At 69.6% G+C, this 22,281-nt stretch carries 16 protein-coding genes and 9 pseudogenes; 7 read left to right on the top strand and 18 right to left on the bottom strand.

Annotated elements, in window-relative coordinates; translation table 11 throughout:
- From tal to pgl, 6 genes and pseudogenes are all read left to right on the top strand, one after another.
- Positions 1-924, top strand: a complete 924-nt coding sequence (gene tal / locus LP418_RS26970; protein WP_336275839.1) for a transaldolase — start codon at positions 1-3, stop codon at positions 922-924.
- Positions 921-2,573 carry a glucose-6-phosphate isomerase gene (gene pgi, locus LP418_RS26975; RefSeq protein ID WP_257954370.1) on the top strand — a complete coding sequence of 551 codons (1,653 nt, stop codon included), beginning with the start codon at positions 921-923 and terminating at the stop codon, positions 2,571-2,573. Before tal ends, pgi begins: the two co-directional genes overlap by 4 nt.
- Before the next feature lie 3 nt (positions 2,574-2,576).
- Positions 2,577-4,109, top strand: a pseudogene (gene zwf / locus LP418_RS26980) (glucose-6-phosphate dehydrogenase).
- A gap of 137 nt (positions 4,110-4,246) precedes the next feature.
- Positions 4,247-4,432 (top strand): annotated as a pseudogene (locus tag LP418_RS31755) (glucose-6-phosphate dehydrogenase assembly protein OpcA); the annotation flags it as partial.
- A 137-nt stretch (positions 4,433-4,569) separates the two neighbouring features.
- Entirely contained in the window at positions 4,570-5,022 is a 453-nt protein-coding gene (locus LP418_RS31760; protein ID WP_336276144.1) for a glucose-6-phosphate dehydrogenase assembly protein OpcA, read from the top strand.
- Positions 5,019-5,771: a 6-phosphogluconolactonase gene (pgl, locus tag LP418_RS26990; RefSeq protein ID WP_257954371.1), complete on the top strand. Its 753-nt coding sequence runs from the start codon at positions 5,019-5,021 to the stop codon at positions 5,769-5,771. The genes LP418_RS31760 and pgl overlap by 4 nt, the downstream gene beginning before the upstream one ends.
- A 68-nt stretch (positions 5,772-5,839) precedes the next feature.
- Here pgl and LP418_RS26995 read toward each other — a convergent pair whose 3' ends face one another.
- The 18 genes and pseudogenes from LP418_RS26995 to uvrA all read right to left on the bottom strand — a co-directional run bounded on the left by LP418_RS26995 (position 5,840) and on the right by uvrA (position 21,445).
- Positions 5,840-6,559 carry a hypothetical protein gene (locus LP418_RS26995; RefSeq protein ID WP_257954372.1) on the bottom strand — a complete coding sequence of 240 codons (720 nt, stop codon included), beginning with the start codon at positions 6,557-6,559 and terminating at the stop codon, positions 5,840-5,842.
- Positions 6,560-6,602: 43 nt separating this feature from the next.
- A complete protein-coding gene (locus LP418_RS27000) occupies positions 6,603-6,821 on the bottom strand; it encodes a type IV toxin-antitoxin system AbiEi family antitoxin domain-containing protein (RefSeq protein ID WP_257954373.1) in 219 nt (72 codons plus the stop codon).
- 164 nt (positions 6,822-6,985) lie between these two features.
- Positions 6,986-7,345, bottom strand: coding sequence for an RNA polymerase-binding protein RbpA (locus LP418_RS27005; RefSeq protein ID WP_257954374.1), 360 nt, complete (start codon positions 7,343-7,345; stop codon positions 6,986-6,988).
- Positions 7,346-7,415: 70 nt separating this feature from the next.
- Positions 7,416-7,655 carry a preprotein translocase subunit SecG gene (gene secG, locus LP418_RS27010; RefSeq protein WP_257954375.1) on the bottom strand — a complete coding sequence of 80 codons (240 nt, stop codon included), beginning with the start codon at positions 7,653-7,655 and terminating at the stop codon, positions 7,416-7,418.
- A gap of 29 nt (positions 7,656-7,684) precedes the next feature.
- A pseudogene (tpiA, locus tag LP418_RS27015) lies at positions 7,685-8,474 on the bottom strand (triose-phosphate isomerase).
- Between the two features lies 1 nt (position 8,475).
- Complete coding sequence (locus LP418_RS27020; RefSeq protein ID WP_257954376.1) at positions 8,476-9,669, bottom strand: phosphoglycerate kinase; 1,194 nt, start codon at positions 9,667-9,669, stop codon at positions 8,476-8,478.
- A 1-nt stretch (position 9,670) separates the two neighbouring features.
- Positions 9,671-10,666, bottom strand: a complete 996-nt coding sequence (gap, locus tag LP418_RS27025; RefSeq protein WP_257954377.1) for a type I glyceraldehyde-3-phosphate dehydrogenase — start codon at positions 10,664-10,666, stop codon at positions 9,671-9,673.
- Positions 10,667-10,816: 150 nt separating this feature from the next.
- Positions 10,817-11,803 (bottom strand): annotated as a pseudogene (gene whiA / locus LP418_RS27030) (DNA-binding protein WhiA).
- Positions 11,804-11,825: 22 nt separating this feature from the next.
- Positions 11,826-12,810, bottom strand: a pseudogene (locus LP418_RS27035) (gluconeogenesis factor YvcK family protein).
- Positions 12,811-12,817: 7 nt separating this feature from the next.
- Positions 12,818-13,054 (bottom strand): RapZ C-terminal domain-containing protein, encoded by a 237-nt coding sequence (locus tag LP418_RS31765; RefSeq protein ID WP_336275840.1) that lies wholly within the window; start codon positions 13,052-13,054, stop codon positions 12,818-12,820.
- Between the two features lie 73 nt (positions 13,055-13,127).
- Positions 13,128-13,421: pseudogene (locus LP418_RS31770) on the bottom strand (RNase adapter RapZ); the annotation flags it as partial.
- Between the two features lie 94 nt (positions 13,422-13,515).
- Positions 13,516-13,692, bottom strand: a pseudogene (locus LP418_RS31775) (RNase adapter RapZ); the annotation flags it as partial.
- Positions 13,692-15,688 (bottom strand): annotated as a pseudogene (uvrC, locus tag LP418_RS27045) (excinuclease ABC subunit UvrC). The pseudogenes LP418_RS31775 and uvrC, both read right to left, overlap by 1 nt.
- A gap of 29 nt (positions 15,689-15,717) precedes the next feature.
- Entirely contained in the window at positions 15,718-16,821 is a 1,104-nt protein-coding gene (locus tag LP418_RS27050) for a hypothetical protein (protein ID WP_257954378.1), read from the bottom strand.
- A gap of 87 nt (positions 16,822-16,908) precedes the next feature.
- A complete protein-coding gene (locus LP418_RS27055; protein WP_257954379.1) occupies positions 16,909-17,574 on the bottom strand; it encodes a hypothetical protein in 666 nt (221 codons plus the stop codon).
- 384 nt (positions 17,575-17,958) lie between these two features.
- On the bottom strand, positions 17,959-18,108 hold the full coding sequence (locus tag LP418_RS27060) for a QcrA and Rieske domain-containing protein (RefSeq protein WP_257954380.1): 150 nt from the start codon (positions 18,106-18,108) through the stop codon (positions 17,959-17,961).
- Entirely contained in the window at positions 18,105-18,428 is a 324-nt protein-coding gene (locus tag LP418_RS27065; protein WP_257954381.1) for a hypothetical protein, read from the bottom strand. The genes LP418_RS27060 and LP418_RS27065 overlap by 4 nt, the downstream gene beginning before the upstream one ends.
- 9 nt (positions 18,429-18,437) lie before the next feature.
- A pseudogene (uvrA, locus tag LP418_RS27070) lies at positions 18,438-21,445 on the bottom strand (excinuclease ABC subunit UvrA).
- A gap of 210 nt (positions 21,446-21,655) precedes the next feature.
- Here uvrA and LP418_RS27075 point away from each other — a divergent pair.
- Entirely contained in the window at positions 21,656-22,270 is a 615-nt protein-coding gene (locus tag LP418_RS27075; RefSeq protein WP_257957205.1) for a maleylpyruvate isomerase N-terminal domain-containing protein, read from the top strand.
- Positions 22,271-22,281: the final 11 nt, after the last annotated feature.

Here is a 22,281-nt window from a genome sequence, read left to right on the forward strand (position 1 = left end):
GTGCGCGACCCGGCCAACTCCCGCGCCGACGTGGAGACCACGGTCTTCCAGCTCACCACCGGCGACGTGCGGGCCGCCTGCGACGTGCTCAAGCCCGTCTTCCACCTCACCAACGGCGTCGACGGCCGGGTCTCGATCGAGGTCTCCCCCACGCTCGCCAACGACACCGAAGGCACGATTGCCTCCGCCAAGGACCTCTGGAAGGCGGTGGACCGGGAGAACCTCCTGATCAAGATCCCCGCCACCAGCGAGGGTGGTCCGGCGATCACCGCCACGCTGGCCGAGGGGATCAGCGTCAACGTCACGCTGATCTTCGGGCTCGACCGCTACAAGCAGGTCATGGAGTCCTACGTCGCCGGCCTCGAGCAGGCCCGCGACAACGGACACGACCTCTCGACGATCCACTCGGTCGCGTCCTTCTTCGTGTCGCGGGTCGACACCGAGATCGACAAGCGGCTCAAGGAGCTCGGCGCCGACCGGGAGCTCTTCGGCCGCGCGGGCGTCGCCAACGCCCGCCCGGCCTACCGGGCCTTCGAGGAGTTCTTCGCCGGCCCGCGCTGGCAGGCACTCGCCGAGGCCGGTGCCAACCGGCAGCGGCCGCTGTGGGCCTCGACCGGCGTGAAGAACCCCGACTACCGCGACACGATGTACGTCACCGACCTCGTCGTGCCCGAGACCGTCAACACGATGCCCGAGAAGACGATGCAGGCCTTCGCCGACCACGGCGAGGTCCTCGGCGACCAGATCACCACGCAGTACGACGACGCCAGCACCACCATGGAGTCGCTGGCCGTCGCCGGCATCGACTACGACGACGTCATCTCGGTCCCGGAGACCGAGGGCGTCGACAAGTTCATCACGTCGTGGAACGAGCTCCTCGACACCGTCCGCACCCAGCTCGAGGGAGCCGGCGGACAGTCGTGACCGCGGCTCCGGTCGACGCCACTGCCACCGACGCGTGGGTCCGGCTCTCCGAGCTGAGCCGGGACTTCGCGCCGGACCTGCGTGCGTCCTTCGCCGAGGATCCCGAGCGGGCGGATCGGCTGACGTTCACCGCCTGCGACCTGTACGTCGACCTGTCGAAGAACCTCCTCAATGACGACATCCTGCGTGAGCTGCTGGCCCCGGCCGGCGAGGTCGGGCTGGTCGAGCGGCGCGACGCGATGTTCGCGGGCGAGCACATCAACGTCACCGAGGACCGGGCCGTGCTCCACACGGCCCTGCGTGCGCCCGCGTCTGCGTCGCTGACCGTCGACGGGCAGGACGCCATCGCGGACGTGCACGCCGTCCTGTCCCGGGTCTACGCATTCGCCGAGCAGGTGCGGTCGGGCGAGTGGACCGGCGTCACCGGAGAGCCGATCCGGACGGTGGTGAACATCGGGATCGGTGGCTCGGACCTCGGTCCCGTCATGGCGTACGAAGCGCTGTCGCCGTACGTCCGGGAAGGGTTGAGCTGTCGTTTCATCAGCAACATCGACCCGACCGACGCCGCGCAGAAGCTGCAGGGGCTCGACCCCGCGACGACGCTCTTCATCGTGTCCAGCAAGAGCTTCGGGACGCTGGAGACGCTGACAAACGCTCGGTTGTGCAGGGCCCGGCTGCTCGACAACCTTCCGGATGCCGACGAGGCCCGGGCCGTCGCCAAGCACTTCGTGGCCGTCTCGACCGCCCTCGACAAGGTCGCGGACTTCGGCATCGACCCCGCCAACGCCTTCGGCTTCTGGGACTGGGTCGGCGGTCGCTACTCCCTCGACTCGGCCATCGGCACCTCGCTGGTGATCGCCCTCGGGCCGGAGCGGTTCGCGGAGTTCTCGGCCGGCTTCCACGCGATGGACGAGCACTTCCGCACGACGCCGATCGAGACCAACGTGCCCGCCCTGATGGGGCTGGTGAACATCTGGCACCACAACTTCCTCGGGGCCGCGACGCACGCCGTGCTGCCCTACTCGCAGCTGCTGCACCGGTTCCCGGCCTATCTCCAACAGCTCACGATGGAGTCCAACGGCAAGAGCGTCCGCTGGGACGGCACGCAGGTCACGACCGAGACGGGCGAGGTCTTCTGGGGCGAGCCCGGCACCAACGGACAGCACGCCTTCTACCAGCTGATCCACCGGGGGACGCAGCTCGTCCCGGCCGACTTCATCGCGTTCGCCAACCCCGCCTACGGCCTGACGGATGGCGACGTCGATGTCCACGAGCTGCTCCTCGCCAACTTCTTCGCCCAGACCAAGGCGCTGGCGTTCGGCAAGACCGCCGACGAGGTGCGTGCCGAGGGCACGTCCGAGGACGTGGTGTCCGCGCGGGTCTTCGAGGGCAACCGTCCGACGACCTCGATCATGGCGCCGGCGCTGACGCCCGGCGTGCTCGGCCAGCTGATCGCGCTCTACGAGCACCTGACCTTCGTGCAGGGCGTCGTGTGGGGCATCGACAGCTTCGACCAGTGGGGCGTCGAGCTGGGCAAGCAGCTGGCGCAACAGCTCACTCCCGCGGTCGGTGGGGATGTCGCCGTACTCGATGAACAGGACGCGTCGACTCGGGCGCTCATCACCTACTACCGGGAGACGCGCCAGTGAGCCCTGCACCGTCCCACGCGGCCAACCCCGCTCCGCGACCCCCGGGACCGCAGGCTCCCGCGCATCGCGGGGCCCTGCGGTCTCGTGCTCTTCGGCGTGACCGGCGACCTGTCGCGCAAGAAGGTCATGCCGGCGATCTACGACCCGGCCAACCGCGGACTGCTGCCGCCCGGCTTCAGCCTCGTCGGCTTCGCGCGCCGCGACTGGGCCGACCAGGGACTTCGCCCAGATCGTGCACGACGCGGTCAAGGAGCACGCCCGCACGCCGTTTCGTGAAGAGGTGTGGAAGCAGCTCGCCGAGGGCTTCCGGTTCGTGCCGGGCAACTTCGACGACGACGTCGCCTTCGACAACCTGCGCCGGACCGTCGAGGAGCTCGACCAGCTGCGCGGCACCGGCGGCAACATGGCGTTCTACCTCGCCATCCCGCCCGCGTTCTTCGGCACGGTCGTCGGCCAACTCAAGGAGCACGGCCTCGCCGACGGCGACGACAACCACTGGCGGCGCGTCGTGGTGGAGAAGCCGTTCGGCCACGACCTGACGTCCGCACGCGAGCTCAACGACACCCCGGCGGGCGTCTTCGAGCCCGACGAGATCTTCCGGATCGACCACTACCTCGGCAAGGAGACGGTCCAGAACATCCCGGCGATGCGCTTCGCCAACAACATGTTCGAGCCGGTCTGGAACTCCAACTACGTCGACCACGTGCAGATCACCATGGCCGAGGACATCGGCATCGGTGGCCGCGCCGGCTACTACGACGGCATCGGCGCCGCCGGGGACGTCATCCAGAACCACCTGCTGCAGCTGATGGCGCTGGTCGCGATGGAGGAGCCGATCGCCTTCGACGCCGAGAGCCTGCGCGTCGAGAAGCAGAAGGTGCTCGCCTCCGCCGTACTCCCCCGTCGCCTCGACACGACCACCGCACGCGGGCAGTACGCCCCCGGCTGGCAGGGCGGCGAGAAGGTGATCGGCTTCCTCGAGGAGGAGGGGATCAAGAAGACGTCGGCGACCGAGACGTACGCCGCCATCACCGTCAACGTCGAGACCCGCCGCTGGGCAGGCGTGCCGTTCTACCTCCGCGCCGGCAAGCGGCTCGGACGCCGCGTCACCGAGGTCGCGGTCGTCTTCAAGCGGGCACCGCACCTGCCGTTCAACTCGACGGCCACCGAGGAGCTCACCCAGAACGCCCTCGTCATCCGGGTGCAACCCGACGAGGGAATGACGATGCGGTTCGGCTCCAAGGTGCCCGGCACCGCGATGGAGATCCGCGACGTGAACATGGACTTCGCGTACGGCGGTTCCTTCACCGAGGCCAGCGCCGAGGCCTACGAGCGGCTGATCCTCGACGTGCTGCTCGGAGACCCGCCTCTCTTCCCGCAGCACGAGGAGGTCGAGCTGTCCCGGAAGCTGCTCGACCCGGTGATCAACCACTGGGCCCGCAAGAGCACCCCGGAGCCCTACGACTCGGGCACTGGGGACCGGCGTCCGCCGACGCGATGCTCGCCCGCGACGGACGCGTCTGGAGGAGGCCCTGATGATCGAGCTGATCGACACCACGTCGTCGAAGATCGCAGCGGAGTTCGTCCGCTCCCGCACCCGCTCCGGCAGCCCGGCCATGGGCATGGTGATGACATTGATCATCGTCACCCCCGACGAGGACGCCGTCGAGGCGATGAGGGCCGCGCAGCGCGCCTCGCGCGAGCACCCCTCGCGCGTGCTGGCCGTCATCCTCGGCGACGCCCGGGGCACCCCGCAGGTCAACGCCCGGGTGGGCAGCGGCGACGGGTGGGGCGGCGAGACCGCGCTGATCCGGCTCAAGGGCGAGGTGGTCAAGCACGCCGAGTCGGTCGTGCTGCCACTCCTGCTCCCCGACTCCCCCGTGGCGATCTGGTGGCCGACTGCTCCCCCGCCGACCCCGCTTCGGACCCGCTGGGCGCCCCGGCCAAGCGACGGATCACCGACTCGGCCGAGGTCACGCGCGGCAAGTCGACGGCGATGCTCGCGCAGTGCCGCGCCTACGCCCCGGGCAACACCGACCTCAGCTGGACCCGGCTCACGCCGTGGCGCGCCCTCCTCGCGGCGGCCCCGGACCAGCACCCGCTCAAGGTCACCGGCGCCTCCGTCACGGCCGAACGCATCAGCCCCAGCGCCGACCTGCTCGTGGCGTGGCTGGCGGACCGGCTCAGGATCGAGGTCCGGCGCCGCAGCTCCGAGGGGCCCGGCATCACCGACGTCACCCCGGACACCCGCGAGGGCCCGATCACGATCTCGCGCGCCGACGGCCGGCTGGCGACATTCTCCTCGCCCAACCGTCCCGACCGCCCGGTTGCGCTGAAGCGGCGCGAGGTCCCCGCCCTGCTCTCCGAGGAGCTGCGCCGACTCGACGAGGACGACGTCTACGCGCGTACGGCGAAGCGGCTGGTCGCCCTGCACCGGGAGTCCTCGTGAGCACGCCCGTCTCCCCCGAGGTCGTCGTCCACGAGGACGCGTCGACCCCGGCCGGTGCCGTCGCCAACCGGCTGCTCGAACGCATCGAAGAGGCCCGGGGCCGCGGCGAGATGCCGCACATCGGGCTCACGGGCGGCACGATCGCCGACGCGATCCACCGGGAGGTCGCTCGGCGTGCACCCGACTCGACGGTCGACTGGTCGCGCGTCGTGTTCTGGTGGGGCGACGAACGGTTCGTGCCGGCGTCGTCCGCCGACCGCAACGCCGGTCAGGCGCGCGCGGCGTTCCCGGACCAGCTGCCCGTGGACCCGGCCAACGTCCACGAGGTGCCGGCCTCCGACCGGGCGGCGTCCGTCGAGGAGTCGGCTGCGGCGTACTCCGCGACCATGCGCTCCGAGGGTGCCGGCTTCTTCGAGGTCCTGATGCTCGGAGTCGGCCCCGACGGCCACATCGCCTCGCTCTTCCCGGGCCACCCCGGCCCGGACGCGACCGACGAGATCGCGATCGCGGTGCACGACTCCCCCAAGCCCCCGCCATTGCGCGTGAGCCTGACCTTCGAGGCGATGGACCGCGCCCGGGCCGTGTGGTTCCCGGTGAGTGGCGCGGAGAAGGCCACGGCGGTCGCTGCCGCAGTGACGACTCCCGCGAGCGCCGGTGGATCACGCCATGAGATCCCGGCCCGTGGCGTCGTCGGGACCGAGGAGACGGTCTGGCTGATCGACGCAGCCGCCGCCTCCGAGCTCCCCTGAGAGCGCACACGAGCGCCGACCGGGCACAAAGTCGCACTCTCCAAGCGCCGACCGGGCACAAAGTTGCATCACCGGCCGAGGTCGATGTGGACCGCGACGCGTGATCCCAGCCGCGCCCGAGCCTTGGCGAAGCCCTGCTGCAGGGTGACGAGCGGGTCAGGACGCCGGCCGAAGACGGCGTTCTTGTCGAAGACATCCAGCGTCCAGTCTCGTTGGTCGCGCAACCACGCCAGTCTGTCTTCATCGGCTTCGCGCGAGTCCTCGTCGTGGAACTCCCGGCCGAAGTACTCAGCGCCGTAGTGCACCTCCCGGTGTCCCGGGTCGATCCGGTACCGCGGAGTGCCATCATCGTCATGGACCCAGATCTGCGGCTCCGGAGTCGGCAGGTCGGCTTCGATCCAGTGCAATCGCAAGGCTCCCTCGGGCCCCGACTCCGCCCGCCTATCTGCCAGCGGGGCGAGCTCCCGCAGTTGTACGACGCCGCGGAAACCCTTGAACCGGTCGACCTCCGCCACCAGTTCGCCACGGTTGACACCGGCCCTCAGCATGCCGTCGAGAGCGCCGATCGCGTCGTATCGCCACAGCAGGCGGCCAACGTCGCATGCAGTTCGAAGCTTGGTGGTCACGTGCAGGCCATTGATCTCCTCCGTGTCACGCGGAAGCAGGTCGCGTATTCCGCTCGCGATGCCACGTCGACGGGTCCTGCTCTCTGACTGGGAGAAGATCTCCGGGTCGGGCAGGTCGTAGATCGCGTTCGAGGCAGCGCGTCGACGCCGTGCAACCAGCACGCCGTGCGGTCCACGACCACCCCGTGTGCAGGAACAACAAGCTTCAGCGCAGCCACACGCAGTCGAAGGGAGTCCGGCACTGGATGGCTACGTAGACTCCGCGGAGCAAGCGACGCACCACGCCACGGCTCACCAGATCGGCGAGCAATCGCTTGCTGACACCGGCCTGCATGGCTTCCGCCGTCGTGAAGGGGCTGTCTATGGGAAGTGGCGCGTCGTCACCGAGCAGTGCGGCAGCAGACCACCGAACGATTCTGGACATGCCCCAACGCTGCCCGGAATCGTGTCGTGGCGACTCTTGCCATCCACAGACGTGTCACTTTGCGCCCGGTCGACCGGGCTGTGTGCAACTTCGCGCCCGGTGACCGGTCGTGGGGTGTGACTTTGTGACCGGTCGGCGCACCTTCAGTGCACCTTTGTGACCGGTCAGAAGATGATGTCGCCGGACTTGCGACGCGAGCGCAGAAGCTGGATCGCCTCGTCGAGGATGTTGGCCGCCTCGGTCTCGGAGCGACGCTCCTTCACGTAGGCGAGGTGCGTCTTGTAGGGCTCGATCTTCGGCGCGGGAGGCGGGTTGTCCGAGTCCATGCTCGCGGGCAGTCCGCACTTGGGGCAGTCCCACGACTCCGGCGCGGTCGCCTCGACGGCGAACATGACGACGGAGCGGTGCTCGTGCGAGCAGAAGTAGGTGACGGCCTGACGCGCGGCCGCCTCACCCCGCTCGGCCTCGCCCATCGGACCAGCGCCGACCCGGCTGCCCCGGATCGCGTTTCCTCCACCAGCCACGTGTGTCTCTTTCTCTCAGGTCCCCGTCAATGAATCGCGTACGTACGGACGATCTTGTGACCCGGCAGAGTCAGGAGCCGGCGTATGCCTTCAGCAGTCCGAGTGCGATGACGCACGCGAACCAGATGACTCCCATGCCGATGGTGAATCGGTCGAGGTTGCGCTCGGCAACCGACGAGCCGCCCAAGGAGCTGGAGACGCCGCCGCCGAACATGTCGGAGAGGCCACCTCCGCGTCCCTTGTGCAGCAGGACGAGCAGGATCATGACTGAACTCGTCGCAACGAGAAGGATGGTGAAGAGCAGTTCCACGAGCGGAAGCCTACGTCACGAGTTGCCGGTCACAGGACCGGCATGTCGTAGAAGCGGCAGATCCCGCCGAACTCGTCGACTCGGAGGCTCGCGCCGCCGACCGGGGCACCGTCGACATCGGCCTTCTCCATGATCCCGGCGACGTTGGCAGCCTTCACGGAACCGCCGTACAGCACCCGCACGCCGTCGGCCGCGGCATCGCCGTGGACCTCGCGGATGCGGTCGCGGATCGCGCCGCAGACCTCTTGTGCGTCGTCGGGCGTGGCGACCTCGCCGGTGCCGATGGCCCACACGGGCTCGTAGGCGACGACCAGACCGGCGACCTGCTCGGCGGTGAAGCCCGCGAGCGAGCCGTCGACCTGTGCCAGTGTGTAGGCGACCCGGTCCCCGGCCTGCCGGATGTCGAGGCCCTCCCCGACGCACACGATCGGGGTCATCCCGGCCGCGTGCGCCTTGTGTGCCTTGGCGTTGACGACCTCGTCGGTCTCGGCGTGGTACTCGCGCCGCTCGGAGTGCCCGACGACCACGTAGGAGCAGCCGAGCTTGGCCAGCATCGCCGCCGAGATCTCGCCGGTGTAGGCCCCGCTGTCCCGGGTCGAGACGTCCTGCGCGGCGTACTTGATCGAGAGCCGGTCACCGTCGACGAGCGTCTGCACCGAGCGCAGGTCGGTGAACGGCGGACAGACGACCACCTCGACCTTGCCGTAGTCGTGGCGCTTGTCCGACAGCGTCCGGGCGAGCTTCTGGACCAGCACCACCGCTTCCCCGGTGGTTGAGGTTCATCTTCCAGTTGCCAGCCATCAGCGGTGTGCGAGACATGTCATTCCCTTTCAAGGACAGCGATGCCGGGCAGTTCCTTGCCCTCGAGGTATTCCGGGGACGCCCCACCACCGGTGGAGATGTGGCCGAAGGCTGTCTCGTCGAAGCCGAGCTGACGGACCGCGGCGGCGGAGTCACCACCGCCGACGACCGACAGGCCGTCGATCTTCGTGAGCGCGTCGGCAACGGCCCGGGTGCCGCCGGCGAAGGCGTCCACCTCGAACACCCCCATCGGGCCGTTCCAGAACACCGTCTTCGCATCGCCCGGGGCCGCCGCGAACGCCGCTGCGGACTCCGGACCGATGTCCGGGCCCAGCGTGTCGGCCGGGATCTCGTGTGCCGCCACGACGCGCGCCGAGGCCTCGTCGCCGAAGCTGTCCGCCACCACGATGTCGGTGGGCAGCACGATCTCGACGCCCCGCTCGGCCGCCTCCGTGAGGTAGCGCTGGCAGGTGTCGAGCTGGTCGTCCTCGAGCAGGCTCTTGCCGACCTCGTGGCCCCGGGCCTTGAGGAACGTGAAGACCATGCCGCCGCCGATCAGCAGCTTGTCGGCCTTCTCGAGCAGGTTTTCGATGACGCCCAGCTTGTCGGAGACCTTCGAGCCGCCGAGCACGACGACATAGGGCCTCGCCGGATCGACCGTGAGCCGACGCAGGACGTCGATCTCGGTCGCGACCGGGCCACCCATGGCCGAGGGCAGGCGCAGGGCGACGTCGTAGACGCTGGCCTGCTTGCGGTGCACGACCCCGAAGCCGTCGGACACGAACGCGTCGGCAAGCTGGGCGAGCTGCCCGGCGAACGACGAACGAACGTCGTCGTCCTTGCTCGTCTCACCCTCGTTGAACCGCACGTTCTCGAGTACGGCGACGTCTCCGTCACCGAGCGCAGCCACCGTCTCCGCGGCGCTCTCCCCCACGGTGTCCGTGGCGAAGGCAACGTCTCGGCCCAGCAGCTCGCCCGGGCGGGCGGCCACGGGTGCCAGCGAGAAGGCGGGGTCGGGCGCCCCATCGGGACGGCCCGGGTGGGCCGTCACGACGACACGGGCGCCCGCCTCGGACAACTGCTTGATGGTCGGCACGCTCGCGCGGATCCGGCCGTCGTCGGTGATGGTGGAACCGTCGAGCGGCACGTTGAGGTCCGAGCGGACCAGGACGCGCTTGCCGGTCAGGTCACCCAGCGAGGCGATGTCAGACACGTCAGAGGGTCTCGCCCACGAGCCCGATGAGGTCGACGAGGCGGTTGGAGTAGCCCCACTCGTTGTCGTACCAGCCGACGACCTTGACACGGTTGCCGATGACCTTGGTCAGCGGCGCGTCGAAGATGCAGGACGCCGGGTCGGTGACGATGTCGGAGGAGACGATCGGGTCGGTGGAGTACTTGAGGAAGCGGCCGTCGGCAGCCTTCTCGATGATCGCGTTGACCTCCTCGACCGTGGTCTCGCGGCCGGCCTCGAACGTGAGGTCGGTGGCCGAGCCGGTCGGCACGGGCACGCGGATGGCGTAGCCGTCGAGCTTGCCCTTGAGCTCGGGCAGGACCGGGCCGATGGCCTTCGCGGCACCGGTCGAGGTCGGGACCGGGTTGATGGCGGCGGCCCGGGCGCGACGCAGGTCGGAGTGGATGTTGTCCTGCAGGTTCTGGTCGGCGGTGTAGGCGTGGATGGTCGTCATCAGGCCCTTGACGATGCCGAGGTCGTCGTTCAGCGCCTTGGCCATCGGGCCGAGGCAGTTGGTCGTGCACGACGCGTTGGAGATCACGTGGTGGACGGCACCGTCGTAGTCGCCGTGGTTGACACCCATCACGATCGTGATGTCCTCGTTGGAGGCGGGCGCGGAGATGATGACCTTCTTGGCGCCGGCGTCGATGTGCGCCTTCGCCTTGGTGGCGTCGGTGAAGAAGCCGGTCGACTCGACGACCACGTCGACGTCGAGGTCGCCCCACGCGAGGTTGGCCGGGTCGCGCTCGGCGAAGGCGGCGATCGTCTGGTCGCCGACCTTGATCGAGGTGGCGTCGGAGGACACGTCGGCGTCCGGGCGGCCGAGGATCGAGTCGTACTTCAGCAGGTGGGCGAGCACCGCGTTGTCGGTCAGGTCGTTGACGCCGACGATCTCGATGTCGGCGCCCGACGCGCGGACGGCGCGGAAGAAGTTGCGGCCGATGCGGCCGAATCCGTTGATACCTACGCGGACAGTCATGGTGCACATCTCCTTGGGTGGGGCCTTCGGTGACCCCGTCGACAACTTGGCCTTCAGTGACCGGGCACGACCCTATCGGGTGCCCGCTCGGCCCCTGAGCGCGGTTGCTCGCGGTACGGACAGGTAACGTTGGAACGATCCAACGAACCGTCAGGCGTCCTCGGCGAGCATCTCCGGGGTCAGCGAGGACTCCGTGTCGGGGATGCCGCGCTCCTCGGCCAGCTTGTCGGCCATCGCGAGGAGTCGTCGGATCCGACCGGCGATGGCGTCCTTGGTGAGCACCGGGTCGTGCAGCTGGCCGAGCTCCTCGAGGGACGCGTTCTTGTGCTCGAGCCGCAGGTGACCGGCGAGCTTGAGGTGGTCGGGCACCTCGTCGGCGAGGATCTCGAGCGCGCGCTCGACGCGGGCTCCGGCGGCGACGGCAGCACGCGCGGAGCGGCGCAGGTTGGCATCGTCGAAGTTGGCGAGACGGTTGGCGGTGGCTCGCACCTCCCGGCGCATCCGGCGCTCCTCCCGGAGCCATCAGCGACTCGTGTGCGCCGAGGCGGGTCAGCAGGGCGCCGATCGCGTCGCCGTCCCGGATGACGACCCGGTCGACGCCGCGAACCTCTCGCGCTTTGGCGGAGATGCCGAGTCGGCGAGCGACGCCCACGATCGCGAGCGCAGCCTCAGGACCGGGGCAGGTGATCTCGAGTGACGACGAGCGACCGGGCTCGGTCAGCGAGCCGTGCGCCGGAAGGCGCCACGCCAAGCGGCCACCGCGTCGCAACCACCACCGGACACCACCGCCGGCGGCAGACCGCGCACGGGCCGACCACGGGCATCGAGCAGGCCGGTCTGGCGGGCCGGGGCCTCACCGTCCTTGATCACCCGGACGATGTAGCGGCTGCCCTTGCGCAGGCCGTTGCCCTGCACCACCACGACGTCGGACTGGTGCCCGTAGACCTCGGCGATGTCCTTGCGCAGTCGGCGCGCACCGGCACCGGTGTCGAGCTCGGCCTCCACCACGATCCGGCCGCTGACGATGTGGAGACCACCCGCGAACCTCAGCATGGAGGCCACTTCGGCCTTCCGGCAGCAGGTTTTCGTGATCTGGGTGTTGGCAAGCTCTGCCTTCACCTGTGCCGTCATCGCCATGTGTCAGATCCTGCCACGAGCGTCAATCACCCTCGACCCGTACGCCGTTCATGATCGCCTCGAACGCGGCTCCGAGCTTGTCGTCGTCGTGCCGGTCGGTGGTGCCGTCGGCCGCGATGTCGGCGATCACGAGGTTGGCTCCCGACGACGAGACGAAACGGTCGAGCTCCTCCGGATGCGAGACACATCGCACATCTGCGAGCACCGTGTGGATCTTCAGGTCGGGCGCGTGCTCGAACAGCGCCGCCGGGTGGTCCTCCGGCCCGTAGCCCGGCGTCTCGCCCTCCCGGGGCTCCGGGTTGAGCACGACGATGAGCCCGCCGGCGGTGTCGATCAGCGCCTCGGCGCAGCGACGGCACCATCAGGTGCGGGATCACCGAGGTGAACCACGAACCCGGGCCGAGCACGACCCAGTCGGCGGTCATCACCGCCTCGATCGCCTCGGCACACGCCTCGGGGTGGGGCGGGTCGAGCGCGACGGACACGATCTGGCCGGCAGTCGTCGCGACCTCCACCTGCCCCCGCACCTCGGTGGTCCCCGCCGGGTCATCGGGATCCGGGCCACGCACGGAGGCGGTCATGTCGATGGGCGTGACCGACATCGGCAGCACCCGGCCGCGGGCACCGAGCAGCCGGCCCACCCAGTCGAGCGCGCGCACGGGATCACCCATCAGCTCCCACATGCCCACGATCAGCAGGTTGCCGATGACGTGTCCGCGCATCTCGCCGTCACCCGCGAACCGGTGCTGCACCACCTCCGCCCGAGTCCGTCCCCACTCGTCGTCGCCGCAGAGCGCGGCGAGCGCCATCCGCAGGTCGCCGGGAGGCAGCACCCCGAACTCGCCCCGGAGTCGACCGGACGAGCCGCCGTTGTCGGCCACCGTCACGACCGCTGTGAGCTCGTCGAGCGTCAGGTCGGCGACCGTGTGTCGCAGCGCGCTGAGAGTGGCGAAGAGTCCGTGGCCGCCGCCGAGGGCGACCGCGGACTGCGCGGTGGAACGAGCCATCCCGGCGTCACTCCCGCCCGAGGTCGCGGTGGCTGGCCCGCGTGTCGATGCCGTGCGCCCGGAGCCGTGCCGCGATCTCCTCGGTCATGGCCACGCTGCGGTGCTTGCCGCCGGTGCAGCCGATGGCGACGGTCATGAAGCGCTTGCCCTCGGTGAGGTAGCCCCCGGCGACGTTCTCCAGCATGGGGACGTACTGGTCCAGGAACGTCTGGGCGCTCGGTCGCAGCTTGACGTAGTCGGCCACGGCCTCGTCGCGACCGGGTGCGCGGACGCAGCTCGGGCACCCAGAACGGGTTGGGCAGGAAGCGCATGTCGGCCACGAAGTCGGCGTCCACGGGGATGCCGTACTTGAAGCCGAAGGAGATGACGGTGACCTTCAGCGCCGTCGACTCCGGCGTGCCGAACTGCTCGGCGATCCGGTCGGTGAGCTGGTGCACGTTGAAGTTGGTGGTGTCGATCACGACGTCCGCGTCGCCGCGAACCTCGGCCAGCACCTCCCGCTCGCGCTGGAGGCCGTGCAGCAGCCGGCCACTGCCCTGCAACGGGTGCGGACGACGGGCGGCCTCCCGGCGGCGTACGAGGACGTCGTCGGTCGCCTCGAGGAAGAGCAGCGTCGTCGGCCTGCCGGTGACGCCCCGGGTGCCGGTTGGCCTGCAAGGAGTCGAAGAACGATCCGGAGCGTACGTCGACCACGACCGCGATGGGCTGCGTGACCCCGCGGGAGTCGTCGACGAGCCGGACGACGTCGCGCACCGGGGTCGGGGGCAGGTTGTCGACCACGAAGAAGCCGAGGTCCTCCAGCTCCTTGGCGGCCGTGCTGCGGCCGGCGCCGGTCATGCCGGTGACGATGACGAGCTCGGCCGCGGTGGGAGTCGCTTCCATCAGTCCTCCTCGATGATCTCGCCGGTCGCGGTGTTCACCCGCACCTGCTTGGTGTCGGCATTCTTGCGGGTCGCGTCGGCGCTCGCCACGGCCGCCTTGATCGCCTCGGCCGTGCGCGGGCCGATGCCGGGCACCAGCGCGATCTCGGAGGCCTCCGCCGAGCGCAGCTTCTTGAGCGAGCCGAAGTGCTTGAGCAGGGTCTTGCGGCGTACTTCACCCGGGCCGGGCACGTCGTCGAGCAGGCTCTCGACCATCGACTTGGAGCGGCGCGAGCGGTGGTGGGTGATGGCGAAGCGGTGGGCCTCGTCGCGCACGCGCTGGAGGAGGTAGAGGCCCTCGCTGGTGCGCGGCAGGATGACCGGGTCCTCCTCCGCCGGCAGCCAGACCTCCTCGAGCCGCTTGGCCAGCCCGCACACCGGGATGTCGGTGATGCCGAGCTCGGTCAGTGCCTGTTGCGCGGCGGCCACCCAGGGCGGACCGCCGTCGACGACGACCAGCCCGGGGGCGTAGGCGAACTTGCGCGGTCGCCCCGTCTCCGGGTCGACGAGCATCGGACCGCTCTCGGTCGTCACCGCCTCCGACCTCGCCTGCTCGTCGAGCAGCCGTCGGAACCGGCGCGTGATCACCTGGTGCATGTGGGCGACGTCGTTCTGCGTGACGGTGGACTCCCCCGGCTCGGGCTTGATCACGAACCGGCGGTATTCCCCCTTGCGCGGCAGCCCGTCCTCGAAGACCACCATGGAGGCGACCACCTCGGTGCCCCGGAGGTTGGAGACGTCGTAGCACTCGATGCGCAGCGGCACCTCGTCGAGCGCCAGCGCCTGCTGGATCTCCTCGAGGGCCCGGTTGCGGGTGGTGAGGTCACTGGCGCGCCGGGTCTTGTGCAGCACCAGCGACTGCTTGGCGTTGCCGGCCACCGTCTCCTGCAGCGACTTCTTGTCCCCCGCTGCGGCACCCGGATCGCGACCCGGCTGCCCTTCAGGTCGCCCAGCAGCTCCTCGAGCACGCCGGCGTCGGGTGGCAGCGCCGGGACCGGGATCTCGCGCGGGATGGCATCCGCCTCGTCGCCGTACAGCTGGAGCAGGAAGTCCCGGACGAGCTCGGGCGTGCCGCCGTCGTCCGTGCGGTCGGCGACCCAGCCACGCTGCCCGCGGATGCGTCCGCCCCGGACGTGGAAGATCTGTACGGCGACTTCGAGCGGATCCTCGGCGAGCGCGATGACGTCGGCGTCGGTGCCGTCGCCGAGCACCACGGCCTGCTTCTCCGGGGCCTTGGTCAGGGCACCGAGGTCGTCGCGCAGGCGGGCGGCCTTCTCGAAGTCGAGGGCCTCGGAGGCGGCATACATCTCCCGCTCGATGCGCTTGACGAAGGCCGCGGTGTTGCCGGCCATGAAGTCGCAGAAGTCGTCGACGATCTCGCGGTGCTGCTCGGCGGTGACGTTGCCGACGCAGGGCGCCGCGCACTTGTCGATGTAGCCCAGCAGGCACGGGCGCCCGATCTGGCCGGAACGTTTGAAGACGCCGTTGCTGCACGAGCGCATCGGGAAGACCCGCAGGAGCAGGTCGACGGTCTCGCGGATCGCCCGGGCATGGCCGTAGGGGCCGAAGTAGCGGGTGCCCTTGCGCTTGGCGCCGCGCCCGACCATCACCCGCGGGAACTCCTCGCCGACGGTGACCGCGAGCCACGGGTAGGACTTGTCGTCGCGGTACTTCACGTTGAAGCGCGGGTCGAACTCCTTGATCCAGCTGTACTCCAGCTGGAGGGCCTCGACCTCGGTCTTGACCACGGTCCACTCGACGCTGGAGGCGCTGGTGACCATCGAGGCCGTGCGCGGGTGCAGGCCGCCGATGTCCCGGAAGTAGGACGACAGCCGCGGGCGCAGGCTCTTGGCCTTGCCGACATAGATGACGCGACCCTTGGCGTCCCGGAACCGGTAGACCCCGGGGTCGGTCGGAATGGACCCCGGGGTCGGTCGGTAACTGCTCGGCGAGGCCACCCGGCAACCCTACGGGCGGCCGGGGACACTCACCTGATCCGCTTGGCCTTGGACTTGAGGGTCACCGAGCTGTAGCCCGACTTGAGACCAGTGACCTTGACGGTGATCTTCTTGCGACGCATGGCCCCAGTGACCTTCAGGGTGCGCTTCGACGCCTTCTTCTTGATCAACTTGTCGTTGGCGTACCACTTGTACTTGAACGTCACACCCGAGTCCCGGGCGCCCGTGGCCGCCTTGAGCTTCTTGCCCACGCGCGGCTTGCCCTTGATCTTGGGCTTCGTCGTCGTGGTCAGTGAGCCCTTCGCGATCAGGGAGGTCGGATCGGACGTCGCATACGACGTTGTCGCAAAGCCCGGAGCGACCGGAATCTCGCGCACTGGATGTATCTGCCGGCATCGGCACCCCGGAGCTGGTAGGCGGGCGCGCCCGCCCCGGCAATCACGAGCCCGTCGCGCAGCCATTCGTAGCGCGTGGAGTACCCCCTGCGGCTTGCGGCCAAACACGTTCACCCAGTCGAGGCCGCTGGCGGTGAGCACGTTTCCCACTCGCGGCGTGCCGGCGATCGAGGGGTAGGTGACGCCCCCGTTGGAGTACCACTGCGCCCCGGCAACGACCACCGGCGCGGAAAGAGTGGTCGGGCTGGGGTTGCGGCCGATGGCATAGCCGGTGACCGCGACACTCAATGTGCCACCGCTCATGGCCGGGGTGGGGACGAAGGTCGCGTCGTCCGCCTGCGCGATCGGCTGACCGTTGAGATGCCATTGGTAACGGTACGAGGTCGCACCCGGGATCGCCCCGATTGCCCCGGCCTGCCGATAGACGATGGGCGTGCCCGAGATGGAAGCAGTGCCGGCCGGCAGCGGCGGCTTGGCGGTCATGGTCACCCGGACGGTGTTCGCCGCCGCCGCGGCGCGCACGGTGACACTGCCACCGGCGTTGCTCCAGACCTCACCCGCCTGCAGGGCACCGTCGTTGCCAGCGACGTCCATCACGAACGCGCCGCGATCGGTGTCCTCCCTCTCGACGACCGGGCCCTTCCAGTACGCCCGGCCGTAGTCCGGCACCGACCCACCATTGATGGAGTAGACCGTTGAAGCGTCCGCGCCGGAGCCGTCACGATAGTCGACGAACACGCGCCTGCCCGTGTCGGGGTCGATGAACGTGACGCTGCGCTGGCCCGAGGTGGCCGACCGCGGCGCGAGGGTCCAGTGCCACCGGCGTCACCGTTCACCACCTCGCCGGCTGCGACGATCCCCTGTTCCCAGCGGTAGACGGTCCCCGGGACGGGGTTGCAGGAATCCGTCAGGACCCGCGCCCATCAGCTCGTACAGATCGCCGTATTCCTTGCGGGCGTTGTTGGCGTGCTCGAGCCCGACGTTGTGGCCGTACTCGTGTTCGAGCACGGTCTGCAGGTCGACGGGTGGCAGCTCGAGGAGCATGACCCCGCCCCCGTTGGCGAAGGAGGTGCCGAGTCGGCCGAGCCCCGCCGCTACGTCGTTGGTGCACGCCGACGGCACCAGCACCACGAGGTGGTTGGGAGAGTCTCCGGAGAAGTCCACGCCCGGGAACAACCGGTCGCCCGGGTCGCGCATGATCGAGCTGAACTGCGCGCCGTCCCCGGCCAGCCCGCAGCCCGGGGCGGCGGCCGCCGGCGCGGACGTGGTGGGAGTGATTGCGCTGGCAGTGCTCCAGCCGGGAATCATCCCAGCGGACTCGCGGACCCAGTACTGCTGGGCACCAGTGATCCCAGCCATCAGCTCGGCGTCGCTGCGAGCATAGGCCCCGAGGTTGGTCAGCTTGGCAACGTAGGTCGCGTGGGCGGCGGGGCCGGGCGCCGGTCGGGGAGAGACGACCTGCGAGTCGCTCACCACCAGAGCCCAGGTCACCGGTCGACGCGTCCTTGAGCGCCTCGGTCCGTTCGCGCCCGGTGAGGGTGCTGCCGCCATCGGAGGCGGGCACCTCGAGCAGGCCGGTGAAAGCCGAGTGCGGCTGGGCCTCGAAGTCGGACGCCGGGGCGATGCTCCGGCCCGAGGCCAGCTCGACCGAGTAGGAGTCGGGCCGGCCACCCTCACCGGCAAGGACCCGAACGTGGCCAGTGACCCGCACCGGGTCCGGGTCATCCGCTGGTGACTCAGCCGCGGTCGCGAGACCGAGCGGCGTCAGCAGTGCTGCGGCAATCGCCGCGGCTGCAAATGTCGCGACACGTCGTTTCGACAAGATGATGCTCCCCGTGATGGCCCGACTGGCCGGGCCGAATGGCGGACATCCTCTCAGGCCGGGCTGATCGTGTCTCCGTCGACCGTGATCTGGATCTCGGAGAGTGGCGAGGTGGCCGGCCCCCGGACGACGGAACCGTCCTCGATCGAGAACTGGCTGCCGTGGCAACCGCACGGGATGACCCCGTCGGTGCTGGCGCTCACGGTGCAGCCCCCGGTGCGTGCAGACCGAGGTGAAGGCCTTGAAGGTGCCCTCGCTCGGTTGCGTCACGACGCACTTCTGCTCCGAGAACACCGCGCAACCGCCGACCGGGATGTCGCTGGTGGCAGCCGGGGGCGCCCGCCGCGGCACCGTCGGTGGGCGACTCAGCGCTGTCCGAGGACGTCGAGCCAATCGTCGGGTCGGTCGTCGGATCCGACGCCGTGTCGGGCTCGTCGCCGCCACATGCGACCAGCAGGGGCAGTCCGACGGCGGCTGCCGTGGCACCGCCGAGCACGTTGCGACGGTTGAGTCCGGAAGTCATGGCCAGAGACTACTTCTTGGTCGAAGTCGTCTTCTTCGCCGTCGCCTTTGTGGCCGCGGTCTTCTTCCTGTCCGCGGCTGCTGCCTTCTTGGCGGCCGCCTTGGTCACCGGGCGCACCACCTCCCGGGGCTTGACCTTGCCCTTGGGCTGCTTCGCGGCGCGTCCCTCGAGCAGCGGCGCCGGGAACGTGCCGGTGTGGCTCTCCGGGGTGGCCGCGACGTCCTCGGGCGTGCCTTCGGCGACGACGAGACCGCCGCGCGACCCGCCCTCGGGACCCATGTCGACGATCCAGTCGGCGGTCTTGATCACGTCGAGGTTGTGCTCGATGACCAGCACGGTGTTGCCCCCGGTCGACGAGGCGACCGAGCACCAGCAGCAGCTTGCGGATGTCCTCGAAGTGCAGGCCGGTGGTCGGCTCGTCGAGGACGTAGACGGTGCGCCCGGTCGAGCGCTTCTGCAGCTCGCTGGACAGCTTGACCCGCTGCGCCTCACCACCGGAGAGCGTCGTCGCGGGCTGTCCGAGCCGGACATAGCCCAGTCCCACCTCGCACAGCGTCACCATGTGCCGGGAGATCGCGGGCACCGCGGCGAAGAAGTCGGCCGCCTCCTCGATCGGCATGTCGAGGACCTCGGCGATGGTCTTGCCCTTGTAGTGGACCTCGAGCGTCTCGCGGTTGTAGCGCGCGCCGTGGCAGACCTCGCAGGGGACGTAGACGTCGGGCAGGAAGTTCATCTCGATCTTGATCGTGCCGTCACCCGAGCACGCCTCGCAGCGACCGCCCTTGACGTTGAACGAGAACCGGCCCCGGAGGTAGCCGCGCATCTTCGCCTCGGGGGTCGAGGCGAAGAGCTTGCGCACGTGGTCGAAGACTCCGGTGTACGTCGCCGGGTTGGACCGCGGAGTGCGACCGATCGGCGACTGGTCGACGTGGATCACCTTGTCGACGTGCTCGAGACCGGTGATCTTGGTGTGCCGACCGGGCACGGTCCGCGCGTTGTAGATCTGCTTGGCGAGCGAGGTGTAGAGGATGTCGTTGACGAGGGTCGACTTGCCCGACCCGGAGACGCCGGTCACCGCACAGAAGACGCCGAGCGGGAAGCTCACGTCGACGTCTTGCAGGTTGTGCTCCTTGGCCCCGTGCACGGTCAGCTCGCGGCCGAGTGTCCGGGGGCGGCGGACGAGGGGAACCGGGATCTCGCGCCGCCCGCTGAGGTATTGACCGGTCATGGAGTCGGGGTGGTCGAGGAGTCCCTGCACGGAACCGGAGTGGACGACCTGTCCCCCGTGCTCGCCGGCGCCCGGGCCGATGTCGACCACCCAGTCGGCGACGCGGATGGTGTCCTCGTCGTGCTCGACCACGATCAGGGTGTTGCCGAGGTCCTTGAGCCGGACCGGGGTCTCGATCAGGCGGTGGTTGTCGCGCTGGTGCAGGCCGATCGAGGGCTCGTCGAGGACGTAGAGGACGCCCACGAGACCGGCGCCGATCTGCGTGGCGAGCCGGATGCGCTGCGCCTCGCCGCCGGAGAGCGACCCCGAGGGGCGGTTGAGCGAGAGGTAGTCGAGGCCGACGTCGAGCAGGAAGTTGAGCCGCTCCCGGATCTCCTTGAGGACCCGCTCACCGATCTGCTTCTCGCGCACCGACAGGTCGAGGTTGCGGAGGTAGTCGGCCGTCTCGTTGATCGGCATCGCGCAGACCTCGGCGATGTTCTTGCCGCCCAGCTCCTTGGCCCCGAGCGTGACCGCCATCGAGACCGGTTTGAGCCGGCTGCCGCGGCAGGCCGGGCAGGGCACCTCGCGCATGAAGCCCTCGAACCGCTCTCGGCTCGTGTCGGACTCCGCCTCCTTGTGCCGGCGCTCGATGTAGGGACGGACCCCCTCGAAGGCGGCGTAGTAGGCGCGCTGGCGGCCGTAGCGGTTGGTGGTGACGACGTGGACCTTGGTCTTGTGGCCCTCCAGGGATGGAGCTGCGCGCGATCGGCGACAGCTGGTCCCACGGGGTGTTCAGGTCGAAGCCGAGCTCCTCACCGAGCGCGTTCATCAGGCGCAGGAAGTAGTCGGCGACGTGCGCGTGGCTCCACGGCTGGATCGCGCCCTCGCCGAGCGTCGCGCCCGGGTCGGGGACGACGAGCTCGGGGTCGACCTCCATCCGCGTGCCGAGGCCGCTGCACTGCGGGCAGGCACCGAAGGGCGAGTTGAAGGAGAAGGACCGCGGCTCGAGCTCGTCGGTGTCGATGGTGTGCTCGTTGGGGCAAGCCATCCGCTCGGAGAAGCGCATCTCGCGACCCGGGTCCTTCGCGTCGAGGTCGACGAAGTCGAAGAGCACCGGGCCACCGGCGAGGTTGAGCGCCGTCTCGACGGAGTCGGTGAGCCGGCGCTTGGAGCTCTCCTTGACGGCGAGCCGGTCGACCACGACCTCGATCGTGTGCTTCTTCTGCTTGTCCAGCTTGGGGGGGTCGTCGAGCGTGTGCGTCTCGCCGTTGACGCGCGCCCGGGAGAAGCCCCCGGGTCTGGAGGGTGCGGAACAGGTCGACGTACTCACCCTTGCGGCCACGGATGACCGGCGCGAGGACACGGAACCGCGCACCCTCCTCGAGGGAGAGGATCTTGTCGACGATCTGCTGCGGGGTCTGGCGCTCGATCGGCGAGCCGCAGACAGGGCAGTGGGCGCCCCGCGCGCATAGAGCAGGCGGAGGTAGTCGTAGACCTCGGTGATGGTGCCGACGGTCGAGCGCGGGTTCTTGCTGGTGGACTTCTGGTCGATGCTGACCGCGGGCGACAGGCCTTCGATGAAGTCGACGTCGGGCTTGTCCATCTGGCCCGGGAACTGGCGTGCGTAGGCCGACAGGGACTCGACGTAGCGGCGCTGGCCCTCGGCGAAGATGGTGTCGAAGGCGAGGCTCGACTTGCCAGAGCCGGAGAGTCCGGTGAACACGATCAGCGCGTCGCGCGGCAGATCGAGCGAGACGTCCTTGAGGTTGTGCTCCCGGGCGCCCCGGATGATGAGCTGGTCGATCACAGTCGTCCTTGAGGGTTCTGTGCAAGTGTGTTGGTTCGAACAAGTGTTCGCCACATTGTCCCGGGTTGCAACCCGCCACGCTGTCAGTGCTCGATCCTACGGGGCTGCACCGACAGCCACTGTGTGTGTTGAATGAGGCCATGACCGAACCCACCCAGCTCGAGATGCTGGCCGCCGCCACCACGCGCCTCGTGCGCACCGTCGACGCCCCTGGACGACGCGGTCTTCTCGACGCCGTCACTGCTGCCGGACTGGACTGTCGGCCACGTCGTCGCCCACCCGGCGCTGAACGGCGAGGGGCTGGCGGGCGCGCTCGATGGCGTCGCGTCCGGCGTGCCCCGACCCATGTACGCCTCGCAGGAGGCGCGCGACGCCGACATCGCCACGCTCGGCGTCGCCTCGCCGGGGGACCTCCGCTCGCGCCTGATGGCGTCGACCGAGCTCTTCGACCGCGAGGTGTCCGACCTCCCCGACGACAAGTGGGAGACGGTGATCGAGCGCACGCCCGGCAAGCCGGCGTTCAGCGCTCGTTCCACGGTCCTGATGCGGGTGCGCGAGGTCGAGATCCACCACGCCGACCTCGGGGTCGGCTACACCGCGGCCGACTGGCCCGCGGTCTTCTCGACCCTCGTCATCGACTCGATGCGCAAGCGCGACTGGCCGACTCCCTTCCAGGTGCTCGCGCGCGACCTCGCGCAGACCCGGTCGTACAGGCGAGGGCGAGCCCACCTCGACCGTGACCGGCACAGCGTCGGACATTGCGTGGTGGCTGACCGGACGCGGCGACGGCAGCACCCTGACCGCCGACCGCGGCGAGCTGCCTGAGGTCGCGCCGT

The sequence above is a fragment of the Nocardioides sp. B-3 genome (genome assembly GCF_024703895.1).
Taxonomy (GTDB): Bacteria; Actinomycetota; Actinomycetes; order Propionibacteriales; family Nocardioidaceae; genus Nocardioides.